Annotated in this window: 9 protein-coding genes; 2 read left to right on the forward strand and 7 right to left on the reverse strand. The window is 73.5% G+C overall.

Annotated features, from left to right (window positions below; translation table 11 throughout):
- Positions 1–205: 205 nt before the first annotated feature.
- On the reverse strand, positions 206–3,079 hold the full coding sequence (locus ACFYM2_RS25805; RefSeq protein WP_359000553.1) for an EAL domain-containing protein: 2,874 nt from the start codon (positions 3,077–3,079) through the stop codon (positions 206–208).
- 429 nt (positions 3,080–3,508) lie between these two features.
- Positions 3,509–4,450, reverse strand: a complete 942-nt coding sequence (locus ACFYM2_RS25810) for a 2-hydroxyacid dehydrogenase (protein ID WP_388839503.1) — start codon at positions 4,448–4,450, stop codon at positions 3,509–3,511.
- Between the two features lie 74 nt (positions 4,451–4,524).
- On the opposite strand from ACFYM2_RS25810, the gene ACFYM2_RS25815 reads away from it, so the two are divergent.
- Together ACFYM2_RS25815 and ACFYM2_RS25820 are read left to right on the forward strand one after the other, a co-directional pair.
- A complete protein-coding gene (locus ACFYM2_RS25815; protein ID WP_350232823.1) occupies positions 4,525–5,538 on the forward strand; it encodes an aldo/keto reductase in 1,014 nt (337 codons plus the stop codon).
- A gap of 155 nt (positions 5,539–5,693) precedes the next feature.
- A complete protein-coding gene (locus ACFYM2_RS25820; protein ID WP_388839506.1) occupies positions 5,694–6,842 on the forward strand; it encodes a PQQ-dependent sugar dehydrogenase in 1,149 nt (382 codons plus the stop codon).
- A gap of 10 nt (positions 6,843–6,852) precedes the next feature.
- On the opposite strand, the gene ACFYM2_RS25825 is transcribed toward ACFYM2_RS25820, so the two are convergent.
- The 5 genes from ACFYM2_RS25825 to ACFYM2_RS25845 all read right to left on the reverse strand — a co-directional run bounded on the left by ACFYM2_RS25825 (position 6,853) and on the right by ACFYM2_RS25845 (position 14,033).
- Positions 6,853–10,041 carry an AAA family ATPase gene (locus ACFYM2_RS25825; protein WP_388839509.1) on the reverse strand — a complete coding sequence of 1,063 codons (3,189 nt, stop codon included), beginning with the start codon at positions 10,039–10,041 and terminating at the stop codon, positions 6,853–6,855.
- Positions 10,042–10,092: 51 nt separating this feature from the next.
- Entirely contained in the window at positions 10,093–10,269 is a 177-nt protein-coding gene (locus tag ACFYM2_RS25830) for a hypothetical protein (protein WP_359000564.1), read from the reverse strand.
- Between the two features lie 209 nt (positions 10,270–10,478).
- On the reverse strand, positions 10,479–11,153 hold the full coding sequence (locus ACFYM2_RS25835; RefSeq protein WP_388839512.1) for a hypothetical protein: 675 nt from the start codon (positions 11,151–11,153) through the stop codon (positions 10,479–10,481).
- A 46-nt stretch (positions 11,154–11,199) separates the two neighbouring features.
- On the reverse strand, positions 11,200–11,751 hold the full coding sequence (locus ACFYM2_RS25840; RefSeq protein ID WP_358999444.1) for a GNAT family protein: 552 nt from the start codon (positions 11,749–11,751) through the stop codon (positions 11,200–11,202).
- A 188-nt stretch (positions 11,752–11,939) separates the two neighbouring features.
- A complete protein-coding gene (locus tag ACFYM2_RS25845) occupies positions 11,940–14,033 on the reverse strand; it encodes a phosphocholine-specific phospholipase C (protein ID WP_388839650.1) in 2,094 nt (697 codons plus the stop codon).
- Between the last annotated feature and the right edge of the window lie 206 nt (positions 14,034–14,239).

Here is a 14,239-nt window from a genome sequence, read left to right on the forward strand (position 1 = left end):
TTTGCGGGGGTTCGATCAAGACTTCGGTGGTGCTTGAGGGGTGCCAGTGCAACAAAAAACCCCTCGTGCCGTGAGGCAAGCGAGGGGAGCGCGTCGGGTGCGGTCTGCGGAGTCCGCAGGGGACTCCGCTTCAGCCGACGCGCTTTCCAAGTACGAGAATTCGGGTGCGCATGGCATTGACCCTCCCCCCGGCGCGCAGGTGGTGTCAAGTAGGTGGGACGGGCGTCTCATTATGTGAGCCGAGCAGGGGTCCGCTCCGGCCACTGAGCACCGGCAGCGCCGCCCCGCCGGGCACCGGGAAGTCGCCGCGCAGCAGGGACCGCCGCAGCCGGAACTCGTCGAGCGGTCCCGAGAACGCCATGCCCTGCCCGTGGGTGCACCCCATGGCGCGCAGCGCGAGGACCTGCTCCGGCGCGTCCACCCCGTCGGCCACCGATTGCATCCCGAGGTCGCAGGCGATCCGGAGAAGCCCTGCGGTGATCTTGTGGAGGCGGGCCGATTCGACCACGCCCTCCACCAGGCCCCGGTCCAGCTTCAGCAGGTCGATGGGGAGCCGGCGCAGGGTGTTGACCGCCGCGTAGCCGCTGCCGAACCCGTCGAGCGCGATCCGTACGCCCAGCCTGCGCAGGCCCACCAGGCGCCGCTCCAGCTCGTCGAAGGAGATCCTGGGGTCGCTGTCGGCGAGCTCGATGATCAGGGCGCCGGGCGGCAGCCCGTGCCGGGCGAGCAGGGCCTCTACGGCGCCGGGCGGCAGTGTCTTGTCGAGCAGCCGCCGGGCCGAGAGGCGGACCGCCACGGGCACGGCGAGGCCCGCGCGCCCGCGTTCGGCGGCCAGCTCCACGGCCTCTTCGAGCAGCCGTCGCCCCAGCTCCCCCGCGCGCTCGCTCTCGTCGGCGACGCGCAGGAATTCCGCCGGCGTGAACAGGATGCCCTGGGCCGAGCGCCAGCGGGCCTTGGCGGCGACGGCGGCGACCTCGCCGGTGGTGAGGTCGACGACGGGCTGGTGCAGCACGACGAGGTCGCCGTCGCTCAGCGCCGTACGCAGCCGGGTGGCGAGCTCGGTGGTGCGGACCACCTCGGCCTGCATCTGCGGGGCGTACAGCTCGACCCGGTTCTTGCCGCCCTTCTTGGCGCGGTACATCGCGAGGTCGGCGTTGCGCAGCAGTTCCCCGGCGCCGACGCCCGGCTCGGCGAAGGCGACGCCGATGGAGGCGGCGACGCGGACGTCGTGGCCGTCGATCAGATAGGGCTGCGAGAGGGTCAGGCGCAGCCGGTCGGCGATCTCCTTGACCTGGTATTCGCGGGCCGCCCGGTCGCGGGTGCCGTCGCCGAGGATCAGCGCGGCGAACTCGTCGCCGCCGAGCCGGGCGGCGGTGTCGCCCGCGCGCACGGACTCATGGAGCCTGCGGGCGGCCTGGATGAGCAGTTCGTCGCCGGCCTGGTGGCCGATGGTGTCGTTGACCTGCTTGAACCCGTCGAGGTCGATGAAGAGCACGGCGGTGCCGGGGTCGGTGGTGCGCCGGCCGCCAAGCGCCTTGCGCACCCGCTTGGTGAACAGGGCCCGGTTGGGCAGGTCGGTGAGCGGGTCGTGCTCGGCGTTGTGCTCCAACTGGGCTTGCAGGCGCACCCGTTCGGTCACGTCGCGGCTGTTCAGGATGAGGCCGCCCTGATGGCGGTTGACGGTCGACTCCACGTTCAGCCACTCGCCGGTGCCCGACTTGAAGCGGCATTCGATCCGCGTCGTGGGCTCGTCGGCGGGTGGCGCCGCCAGAAACCGCCGCACCTCGTGCACCACCCGGCCCAGGTCCTCGGGGTGGATGAGCGAGGCCAGCTCGGAGCCGACCAGCTCCTCGGCGTCCCGGCCGTAGACGCCGGCGGCTGCGGGGCTGACGTAGCGCAGTATGCCGGTGGGGGCGGCGATCATGATGACGTCGCTCGATCCCTGCACCAGGGAGCGGAAGTGGTTCTCCTTCTGGGCCAGTTCGTGGGTGAGGGCGATGTTGTCAAGCAGCATGATGCCCTGGCGCACCACCAGGGCGAGCACGACGGTGCAGCCCGTGAAGACGACCGTCCGGTCGACCCGGTGCCCTTCGGTCACGTTGTAGAGGATCCCCAGCGTGCAGACGGCGGCCGCGAGGTAGGGCGTGAGCGCGGCGAGCGAGCTGGCGAGCGGCCTGGTCGCGACGGGGGCGGCCGGGCGGGGGCGCACGGCCGTGCCGGGCGCGCCACGGGGCGCCACGACCGGCCTGCGCGGCGCCGCCGCGGACATCCGGCGGGCGCCCCAGGGGGCGTAGGCAAGCAGCAGGGAGCCGGCGAACCAGCCGGCGTCGAGGAGCTGGCCCGAGCGGTAGTGCTCGCGCAGCAGCGGCGAGGTGAACAGGGCGTCGCACAGCACGGTCAGGGCGAGCGCCGCGATCGCGGTGTTCACCGCCGAGCGGTTGGCCGATGAGCGCCGGAAGTGCAGCGCGAGCACCATGCTGACCAGCACGATGTCCAGCAGCGGATAGGCGAGGGTCAAGGTGGCGTGGGCGACGCCCTCGCCTTGGCCCTCGTGGGCGGTGCGCGCCAGCGCCAGAGTCCAGGACAGGGTGAGCAGGGAGCCGCCGATGAGCCAGGCGTCCAGGGCGAGGCAGACCCAGCCGGCCTTGGTCACCGGGCGTTTGGCCAGGACGAGCAGGCCCACGATGGCGGGCGGCGCGAAGCACAGGAAGAAGAAGTCGGCGGCCGACGGGTTGGGCACGCCGCGCCGCAGCACCACCTCGTACCAGCCCCAGACGCCGTTGCCGCAGGCGGCCATGGCGGAGGAGAAGGAGAAGAGCAGCCACGCCGGGCGGAAGCTGGTCTCGCCCTCCCTCAGGTCGCCTTGTGCGTACAGGAAGCAGGAGACGGCGGCGATCACGGCCGCGCAGGAGAGGCCGAAGTCGCCCATGATCAGGGCGAGTTCTTCGGAACCCCAGCCCAGGAATGCGCCGGTGGCATATCCCGCACAGATCAGTGCCAGGACAAGTTGGGACACCATGCCCGTCCCGCCGCCTCCCGTCATCGGCGGCCGGGCCAGGACCGCGCCCGGCGCGCTCACCGGACCGCTCCCCGCCACGGGGCCCGCTCCCGGCCCGGCCGGCTCCGGGGGCCGGGGCCAAGGCCCCATGGCAGGACCCGCGGGGCGTGCTCCCGGGGGCCGTTCGCGCCCGTACCGCCGATCGCCCGCGCGGCCGCCGCCGTGGTGGCGACTGCCATGGCGGCCGCCGCCCCGCCGAGATGCGCTGTCGCGCGACGCGCGCGGCGGGCCCGCCGCGCGCGGCTCCACCGTGTCGGATCGTTCGTCCATTGGCCGTGCATCGCCCGTCGCCCCCCTCGCAGTGATCGCTCGCCCGCGCCGTAGACGCACGGCGCCGGCCCCCGGTCGGGACGATACACCAGTCTCGTCACTCAGGGACATAGCTCCTCTACGCTCAGTGACGGCACATCGGGGGGCGGGCAAGGGGCGCGTCCGGACCGGCGCGAGGGCTCAACTCCCGGTGGTGAGCACGACGTTGGCGAGCTCTTCCCCGGCGGCGTAGCGGGTGAGCTGAGCGGCCAGCAGGCGCTTGGCCCGGGGCTCGAAAGCGGAGGTGGAGCCGCCCACGTGCGGGCTGATGAGGACGTTCGGGGCGCTCCACAGCGGGTGGCCGGCCGGCAGCGGTTCGGGGTCGGTGACATCGAGGGCCGCGTGGACGCGGCCCGAGGTGAGGGCGGCGAGCAGCGCCCCGGTGTCCACGACGGGACCCCACGCGACGTTCACCAGCAGCGCCCCGTCCTTGAGCCGGTCCAGGAACGCGGCGTCCACCAGGCCCTTCGTCTGGTCGGTGAGCGGGGTGGTGAGGATGACGACGTCCGCCTGAGGGAGCAGGGCGGGCAGATCGCTCAACGCGTGCACTTCACCGCGCTCCGTGGTGCGCGAGGAGCGCGCGACGCGCGCCACCCGCGCGCATTCGAACGGCGCGAGCCGGTCCTCGACGGCGGCGCCGATCGCGCCGTACCCCACGATCAGGACCGACTTGTCGGCGAGCGCGGGATAGAACCCCGCGCGCCACTCCTGCCGCTCCTGGCCCCGGACGAATCCGGGGATCCCGCGCAGCGAGGCGAGCACCAGGGCCAGGGCCAGCTCGGCGGTGGACGCCTCGTGGACCCCGCGCGCGTTGCACAGGCGTACGCCCGCGGGCAGCAGGCCGATGCCCGGCTGTACGTGGTCGATGCCGGCGGTCAGCGTCTGGACGACCCGCAGGCCCGTCATGGCGGCGAGCGGGCGGACAGCGGTCTCGGAGGGCTTCATGTACGGGACCACGTAGACGGCGCAGTCGGCGGGGTCGGCCGGGAAGTCGGGGCCGCCGTCCCAGACCCGGTAGTCCAGGGTGTCGGGAAGGCCCGGCAGGCCGGCCGGGTCGAAGGGGATCCACACGTCTGCGCTCATGGTCAGGAGGCTATGCGAAGGGCTCCTGGGGCCAGAGGTTAGTTTGGGGAGCGACGAGGGAGGGATCCGGCCAGGTGGAGCGCAGGACAATCGGGGCGGGGGCCCTGCGGGCGGGTGCGATCGGGCTCGGCTGCATGCCGATGAGCTGGGGCTACACCCGCTCGCAACAGGACCTGGAACGCTCCGTGCGGGCGCTGCACGCCGCGCTCGACACCGGCTCGAACCTGCTGGACACCGCCGACATGTACGGCCCGTTCACCAACGAGCTCCTGATCGGCCGGGTCCTCAAGGAGCGCAGGGACGAGGCGTTCGTCACCACCAAGTGCGGGCTCCTGGTGGGCGGCGACCAGCATGTGGTCGCCAACGGCCGCCCCGGGTACGTGCGTCGGGCCTGCGACGCGTCGCTGCGGCGCCTGGGGACCGAGGTCATCGACCTGTACCTGCTGCACCGCGCCGACCCCGAGGTCCCCGTCGAGGAGACCTGGGGGGCGATGGCGGAGCTGGTGACGGCGGGGAAGGTACGGGCGCTCGGGCTGAGCGCGATGGGCGCGCGGGCGGTGCGGCGCACGGCGCCGGCGGCCGGGGTGCACGGGCTGCACGTGGGCCGGTACGAGTCGACGGTGCGCCTGCTCGGGCGGGTGCAGCAGGTGTTCCCGGTCGCGGCCGTGCAGGCGGAGCTGTCCGTGTGGTCGCGGGAGGCGCTGGACGCGCTGCTGCCGTGGTGCACACCACGCGGCGTCGCGCTGCTCGCCGCGATGCCGCTCGGCAACGGCTTCCTGACCGGCACCCTCACCCCGGGCCAGGGCTTCGAACCGGACGACATCCGGGCCCGCCACCCCCGCTTCACGGCGGAGATGATGGCCGCCAACCAGCCCGTGGTGGCGGGCCTGCGCCGGATAGCCGAGCGGCACGGGGCGACGCCGGGACAGGTGGCGCTCGCCTGGCTGCTGCGCGTCGGCGCCCAGGTCATACCCGTGCCCGGGGCCAAGCGCGAGGAGTGGGTGCGCGAGAACGCCCGCGCGGCAGAGCTCTCCCTCACGCCCCGCGACCTCGGTGACCTCGCGGCACTGCCGGCGGCCCGCGACTGACCGGGGCCCGCCGGCCCGGGTTGACGAGTACCGCTCGCGGTTCGTCATCGAGCCCCTGGAGCCCGGCTGACCGGCCCGCCGCACGGACCGGGACCGCACAATGGACCCCAGCGCATCGACTCCGCCGATCGACTCCGTCGAAGGGACTCACCACCGTGCGAGGAACCACCGCGGCCGCGGCCCTTGCGGCGGCCGCTCTCGTGCTCGCGGCCGGCTGCTCCTCCGGGTCCCCGCGGCCGCACGGCCCGGGCGCGGCCTCCGGGCGCGCGGCGTCCCCGAGCGCGACGCCCACCGTCCAACTCCCGCCCGCCAAGGGCTCGGTGCACGTGGTCAGGACCCTCACCCAGGACCTGAAGTCGCCCTGGGGTCTGGTGGCCCTGCCCGAGGGCGGGCTGCTCGTCGGTTCGCGTGACGACGGATCCGTGCTGCGTGTGGACACCACCGACGGCGCCAAGACCGCCGTGGGCAGCGTGCCCGGCGTCGCCCACCAGGGCGAGGGCGGCCTCCTCGGGCTCGCCCTGTCCCCCACGTACGCATCGGACCACCTGGTCTACGCGTACTTCACCACCGAGTCCGACAACCGCATCGCGCGGATGATCTACGATCCGAAGCGGCCGGCGGGCGAGCAGCTGGGGGCGCCGGACACGATCCTGCGGGGCATCCCCAGGGGCGCGATCCACAACGGCGGCCGGATCGCCTTCGGGCCCGACCGGATGCTGTATGCCGGGACCGGCGAGACGGGCGAGCGCGGCCTCGCCCAGGACGCCACGTCACTCGCCGGCAAGATCCTGCGGATGACGCCCGACGGCGGACCCGCCTACGGCAACCCGGACGCGGACTCCGTCGTCTACTCCCCGGGGCACCGCAATGTGCAGGGCCTGGCCTGGGACGGCCAGAACCGGCTGTGGGCCTCGGAGTTCGGGCAGGACACCTTCGACGAGCTCAACTTCATCGAACCGGGCAAGAACTATGGCTGGCCCGTGGTGGAGGGCCGGGGCGGCAAGCCCGGATACACCGACCCGGTCGTCCAGTGGAAGACCTCCGAGGCCTCGCCCAGCGGCATCGCCGTCTCGGGCGGCTCGGTGTGGCTTGCCGCGCTCAAGGGCGAACGCCTGTGGCGCGTCCCGCTGGACGGCACCAGGCCGCTCGCCGCGCCCGAGGCCTTCCTGACCGGCCGGTACGGGCGGCTGCGCACCGTGCTCGCGGCCGGGACCGGAAAGCTGTGGGTGCTCACCGACAACACCGACTCGCGCGGCACACCCCGGCCAGGCGACGACCGCATCCTCGAACTCGACGTCACATAAGGCTCTCACCCTAAGGCTCGGCCCGCACCGCCTCGTTCTGGAAGAGGTTGAGGCGGTGGGCGAGCGCCGCCGCCTCGCCCCGGCCCGAAACCCCCAGCTTGGCCAGGATGTTGGAGACGTGCACGCTCGCCGTCTTCGGCGCTATGTACAGGTCCTCGGCGATCTGGCGGTTGCTGAGGCCCGCCGCGACCAGGCGCAGGACGTCCCGCTCGCGGCTGGTGAGACCGAGCGCTTCCACCGGGTCCTGGACGGCCGGACCGTCCGGCACCCCCGGGTCCGGGACGGTCAGCGGCACGCGGGCCCTGCGGGCCAGCAGCTCAAGCTGCTCGCGCAGCGGGCGGGCGCCCAGGCGCCCGGCCTCGGCGTGCGTCTGGCGCAGCAGCGCGGCCACCCGCTCGCGGTCCCCGCCATCGGCCAGCAGGGCCGAGGCCCAGCGGTGGCACACCAGGGCGAGCTCGTAGGGCCGGTCGAGCGGCCGCAGCGCGTGGGCGGCCGCTTCCCAGTGGGCCGCCGCGTCCCGGCCGTCGGCCCGGTCGAGTTCGGCGGCGACGACCAGGGACAGCGCCTCGCACGACGGGGCGCCGGCCGGCAGCCGCTTGACCGCCGTACGGATCAGCGCGAGGGCGGCGGCGCGGCCCGCCTCTGCCGTGGGCAGACCCCGTACGTCGCCCTCCATGGCGGCGGCCGCCATGAGCAGCGGCCAGCCGTAGCGCTGGGTGCCGGGCGGGAAGCCGTGCTCCACGGCGCGGGCCAGCTCGGCGCGGGCCTCCTCGACGTGGCCGTGGGCGGCCGCGCCGCTCAGGGTGATCCGGGCGAGCGGAAGGATGTGCTGGGCCATCGGGTCGTAACTGCCGAAGGCGGCGCGGGCATCGGCCAGAAAGGCCGACGCCTGTTCCAACTCGCCCCGGTTCAGGGCGAGATCGGCCAGGAGCATGAAGGCGTTGCCGAGCGGCTTGGCACTCAGCGCGGTGCGCAGGACCCGCTCCGCGGCCTCTTGTGCCTCCTCCCAGCGGCCGAGACTGAAGAGGGATTCGGCGCGGTTGGCCTGCACCCAGGCCTCGTTGTCGAGCAGACCGTACTTCCGGGCCAGCCGTACGCCCTCGTCGGCGACATCCACGGCCCGCGCCGAGCGGCCCACGGCCTCAAGGCCCGAGCAGAGGTTCACATGGCCACGCAGCGCCTCGCCGATCAGACCGATCTCAAGCGAGCGTTCGATCACCGCGCGCATCGCCGCGAGCCCTTCCTCCACGGAGCCGGAGTGGAGCAGCAGGGTGCCGAGCGTGAGCTCGACGTTGAGCTCGATCTCCTCGTTGCCGACCAACCGGGCGTAGGCAACGGCCTGTTCGGCCGAGGCGAGCGATTCGGGTCCCGGCGTGTGCAGCATGCCCCAACTGGCGGCGGCGGCCAGCACCTCGGCGTGCACGGCCGACGGCGGAAGGCCGCGCACCAGCTCCTGGGCGGTGGCGATCTCGGCCCAGCCGTCGCCGCGCCCCAGGCTCTGGGTCAGCCGGGAGAGCTGGATCCAGAACCAGGCCGCGCGCAGCGGGTCCTTCCCCGGCGACTGGCAGGCGTCCGCGTCGATGAGCCGCAGTGCCTTCTTGGCGAGCTTGAGGGCGCGCTCCCGGTCGCCGCACAGCCGGGCCGCCTCGACGGACTCGGCGAGCAGGTCGAGGTAGCGCGGCGGCGCGCCGCTCTCGCGGGTGCTGCCGCAGGCCGGGTAGGAGCCCGCCCGGTCGAGGAAGCCGAGCCCGTCGCGCACCTCGTCGGGGACCGCGTCCCACAGTTCCATCGCGCGGGAGAGCAGGCCCAGTTGCTCGGCGTAGGCGTGCCGGCGACGGGCCTCCGCGCAGGCGCGCAGCACCGCGGGCAGCGCCTTGGCCGCGTCGTGCGCGTGGTACCAGTAGGTGGCAAGACGGGTGGTCTGTTCGTCGGCCCGTACGAGCGAGGGGTCGGCTTCCAGCGCCTCGGCGTAGCGACGGTGCAGACGCGAGCACTCGCCCGGCAGCAGGTCCTCGCTGACGGCCTCGCGGACCAGGGAGTGGCGGAAGCGGTAGCCGCCGCCGTCCCCCGCCGGCAGCAGGATGTTCGCGCCGACGGCGGCCCGCAGGGCCTCGATGAGTTTGTCCTCGGAGAGCTGGGCGACGGCGGCGAGCAGCGGATACTCCACGGTCGAGCCGCCCTCGGCGGCGATCCGCACCACGTGCTGCGCGTCGTCGGGCAGGCTCTCGACGCGGACGAGCAGCAGGTCGCGCAGGGAATCGCTCAGGTCGGGGCACGCGGTGGCGGCGCCGCCGCACACGACGAGCTCTTCGACGAAGAAGGCGTTGCCGTCCGAGCGCCTGAATATCGCGTCCACCACGCGCTGTTCGGGCTCGGCCGCGAGGATCCCGGTCAGCTGGCGCCGGACTTCGGCCCGGGTGAAGCGGGCCAGTTCGACGCGGCGCACGCTGCGCAGCCGGTCGAGTTCGGCGAGCAGCGGGCGCAGCGGGTGGCGGCGGTGGATGTCGTCGGAGCGGTAGGTGGCGACGACCACGAGCCGGCCGCGCCGCAGGGTGCGGAAGAGGTAGGCGAGCAGATGGCGGGTGGAGGCGTCCGCCCAGTGCAGGTCTTCCAGGACCAGGACCACGGTGCGCTCGGCGGCGATCCGCTCCAGCATCCGTACGGTGAGCTCGAAGAGGCGGGCGGTGCCGTCCTCGCGCGTGGGCGCGCGGCCGGGACCGGCGAGCTCGGGAAGGAGCAGGCCCAGCTCCTCCTCCTGCCCGTCGGCAGCGGCGGCCAGCTCGTCGGGCAACTGCCGGCGCAGGGCGCGCAGCGCGGACGAGAAGGGCGCGAACGGCAGCCCGTCGGCGCCGACTTCGACGCAGCCGCCGATCGCGATCACGGCGCCGGCGGTGCGGGCGGCGCCGGTGAACTCCTCGACGAGCCTGCTCTTTCCGACGCCGGCCTCGCCGCCGACGAGCAGCGCCTGCGGCTCCCCCTGGGGGGCCGCGGCCCGGGCGAGTGCTTCGTTCAATACCCGCAGCTCACCGGCGCGGCCGACGAACACGGGGCTGACTGACCTGGTCTCCACGTCGCCGAGCATCGCACAGGCCTGCGACAACGCGCCGGACGGCCCGCCCCCGGGCGGGCAGGCGACCGGGGAGGAGGCCGGGGGCGGGGTCCGGACGGCGGCACGGGGGCGGGCCGCGATGCCGGTCATCGCGGTCTCCTGGCGGGCCGGAAACGGTGTCATCACGACGGCCGGGCGGGGTCAGGCGGCCCGTACGAAGCGGTCCCTGGGCCAACTCACCGGCCCTTTCGGCCCGTTGTCGCCCCCGCGAGCGGCCTGGCGGCGCCCGGCGCGGCGGGCCTGGCCCACCAGCCGCTCGTGGTCGGCGCGGCGCAGCAGCTCGGCCTCGTGGGTCTTGTACGTCTCGTAGTCGAACATCTCGGCACTCCTGAGGTGGGACGCGGTCGGGCGGTCCGCTCGGGCCCGGTGCTCCGGGCTCCTCGCGATGTCTCGACTCTCGTCCCCCAGGGGGCCCCGCCGCATGGGGCAGGTGCCGCATCTGTGCGGGCGTCCCGCCTTAGCCGGTCCGGATGGCGGACCGGATCCGCCCGGGGCGGGGGCCCGGGTGCCTTAGACCGCCGGTGGCCTCACCCCTTGGTGCTGGGCATCGCCGCGAACAGGTCCAGGTACATGCCCACCGAGATCAGCAGGCCGATGACGCCGAGGACCACCCCGGCCAGCGCGACGGCCTTGACCCACACCGGCTGCTCGGAGCGGCCCGGCGTCCCGAAGGCGGGACGGGCGAGTACGGCGGCGCCGACGATCAGGGCGAGCACCGCGAAGACCCCGTTGACCAGGGCGGTGGTGTGCCAGGAGTTGCCGTAGATCTCCTGGATCTGCTGGGCGGCGGTGCCGCTCTGGGACGTCTTGATCTGCCCGATGAGGGTGGCCCGCTCCGAGAGCGTCCTGCCCATCCAGGTGCCGCTGAGCGACACCGCGCCGAGCGCGCCGGCGACGACGGCGGCCGCGCCCGCGCCGAACCCGGGCCGGGCGGTGCCCGCCGCGCCGTCGAGGTCGTCGTCCTGGACGGTGTCGTCGTGCGGGTTACGGCCGTCGGCGTCGGCGTCGGCGTCAAAAACCGTCCCGTCGGCCGCGGGGTCCTTCTCGGCGGACGCGAGGGCCTTGTCGCCGGCCGCTCCCCCGGTCGTGGACGCTTCCTCGGTGGTGGAGGCGCCCTTGAGGGTGGACGCGCCCTCGGTCTCGGCGTCCGTCGTGGGCTCGGTGTCGGCGTCGGTCTTCGTCGTGGCGGGGGTGGCGTTCATGCCGGGCACGCTAGGGGCCGATTCTGAGAGCCCGCTGAGAGCTTCCTTAACGCCCCGCCCGCCACTCGTCCGCGAGCACCGCCCAGATCTCGCTGTCGTGACGCACCCCCCGGTAGAGGTAGCTCTCGCGGAGCACCGCCTCCCTGGTCATGCCGAGCCGCCGGGCCACGTTGACGCTGGGGGTGTTCTCGGCCGAGACCAGCCACTCGATCCGGTGCGTGCCGCGTACGTCCACCGCCCAGTCGATCAGGACGGTGACCGCGCGCGTGGCCAGGCCGCGCCCGGTCGCCGCCTCCTCCAGCCAGCAGCCCACCTCACAGGCGCCCCGTGCCGCGTCGAACAGACGGAACATGACGCCGCCGACGAGGGTGGCGCCGAGCCAGACGCCGTACAGCCGCCCGGCGTCCTGGGCCGCCTTGTCCGCGTAACTCTGGAGGTAGGCGCGCGCGGACGCCAGGTCGGTGACGGCGTCGGGCAGCGCGATGTGGGTGCCGATGAACGCGCGGCCCCGCTCCATGTGGGCGAGGAATTCCCCGGCCTGCCAGGGTTCAAGCGGCCGGAGCTCGGCCCCGTCGTCCCCCAGCGGTACTGCGAACATCCACGCGCCTCCATCCACGTACGCGACCGCGTACGCCCTCGGGCGCCAGGGTGTTCTGCCAGCTCACGGGGCTGCTCCGGCGCCCGGGAATCCTCGCACGGCGGCGCCCGGCGCCACGTCACCCGCCGGTCGCCCCGGCATCGGTGTCGCGGCCCCGGGCGCCCGGCGACGGCGCGGGACGCGGTGGGTCAGCCCGAGACGCTGGGCCGACCGTTCTCTATGTGGCCCATGAGCCGCCTGCGGAACGCGGCCCCCTGCACCGTCACTTCGAGGTCGTACCAGCCGTGCGCGTCGGCGGCGGAGTGCACCAGGGTGCGGCTGCGGCCGGGCTTGACGGTGACGGTCCGCCGCCAGTCCCGCAGGTCGGCCTCGTCCGCGTAGCCGATCGGGCGGACCACGAAGGTGACGGGCGCCCGGCCCCGGTTGCGCAGCGTCAGATGGACGTCGCGGTCGTGGTGGTCCAGGTACGTGGTGAGCTCGGCGGCGTCCGTGGTGGCGGCGCCCTCGAACTCCCGCCGGAACCCGTTGGGGCCGGTCACGGTGAACCGGTAGGCGCCGCCCGCGCCACCGGCCACGGGCACGCTCCAGTGCGCGGTGCCCAGGACGTCCATGTGCTGCGGCGCGGCGAACTCCTTGGCGTACGGGAAGAGCGCGAAGTGGGCGCTGGCCCGGCCGTTGTTGCTGAGCTGCACCTGGAGCGCGCCCTGGGTGACACGCGCGTAGGCGTCCGGCTGGTAGGGCAGCGGCCTGGCCGGCCGGGTGCCCTCCTCCTGTACGGGCATGCGCTGCTGGGCGGGCGGCACCGGGCTCCAGCGTCCGCTGAGCGGCGGGATGGGACCCGGACGCGTCACGGCGGGCTGTGAGCGGCCGCGCTTGAAGTCGAAGGCCGAGGTCAGATCGCCGGTGACGGTGCGGCGCCACTTGCTGATGTTGGGCTCACGCACCCCGGTCCAGCGTTCGAGGAAACGGATCACCGAGGTGTGGTCGAACACCTCGGAACAGACGTAGCCGCCCACGCTCCAGGGCGACACGACGAGCATCGGCACGCGCGCGCCGAGCCCGGTCGGCTTGCCCTGCCACTGCTCGTCGCTCACCTCGGGCGGGGCGACGGGCGGCGGGACGTGGTCGAAGAACCCGTCGTTCTCGTCGTAGTTGACGAGCACGACGGTGTGCCGCCAGACGTCGGGGTGCTTGCCGAGCGCGTCGAGCACCTTGTAGACGATGGTGGCGCTGTGCACGGGCGAGGAGACGCTGGGGTGCTCGGAGTCCAGCGCGGACGGCACCAGGTAGGAGACCTCCGGCAGGGTCCCGTCGGCGACGTCCTTGCCGAAGGCGTCGGCGAGCGTGCCGGTGGGCACTCGCCTCAACGCCCGCTCGAACAGGCTGCGTTCGGCCTTGGTGAGGGTCGCTACGCCCTGTTCGAGCAGCCCGAGCAGCCGCTGGCGCTCGGCGTCGTTCGGAGCGTCCCGCACGGCGCCGTAGAACGACTCCATGAAGGTGTGGCCGCCGGTCTTGGCGAGCGCCTTGCGGGCGATGGCCTTGAAGGTGGTGAAGAACTCGATCTGGTTGTCGGTGAAGTTCTCCCACTCGGTGTACGTCCGCCAGCTGCGCCCGGCCTTCTCAAGCCGCTCGGCGTACGTCCCCCAGTCGTACCCGGGATGCGTGCCCTCGTCGTAGGCGTCATTGCCCACGGCCCGCTGCCCGTTCGGCTCGAAGCCCGTCTTCCCGCTCCACAAATGGTTGCGGTTGGGGCTGGTGGAGCTGTGGATGGAGGAGTGGTAGGCGTCGCAGACGGTGAAGGTGTCGGCGAGCTCGTAGTGCAGCGGGATGTCCTGGCGGTCGTAGTACGCCATCGTCGCCGACGTCTTGGCGGACACCCAGTTGTCCATCCAGCCGCCGTTCCAGGCCTTGGCGCCGCCGCTCCAGGAGTGGTCGAGGGCGCCGATGTACTGGAGGTCCTTGTGCTGGGCGGCGGCCGCGCCGCGCACGGGGAAGGGCAGGACGGTCTTGCCGAGCGGTCCGGGCTGCTCGAACACGGGCCTCCCGGAGGGGAGTTGGAGGGCGTTGCGGTCACCGAAGCCGCGTACGCCGCGCAGGGTGCCGAAGTAGTGGTCGAAGGACCGGTTCTCCTGCATGAGGATCACGACGTGCTTGACGGCGCTCATCCCGCCGGCGGGTGGTCCCGAGGCCATCGCGCTCTGCAACGAGGGCGGCAGCAGCGAGCCGGCGGCGGCGACGCCGAGGGCGCCTCCGCCCAGCGCGAAGAGCTGTCGCCGTGAGATGCCGCCTGCGTTGTCCGTGGCCAAGTGACCCTCCCGAGCCGTGTGTAGGTGGTACGGGGGGAACAGTAGTGACCCGGGGTGTCCACCAGAAGACCCCACCCGAACCCGCGGATGAACGCCCGTCCCACGCCCCGCGTGGCTGGTCGCGCAGTTCCCCGCGCCCCTGACGGGGTCGGTGCTGGCCCGCATGGGCATACCTAGCCCGT

The organism is Streptomyces sp. NPDC006711 (assembly GCF_042869775.1).
Lineage (GTDB): Bacteria > Actinomycetota > Actinomycetes > Streptomycetales > Streptomycetaceae > Streptomyces.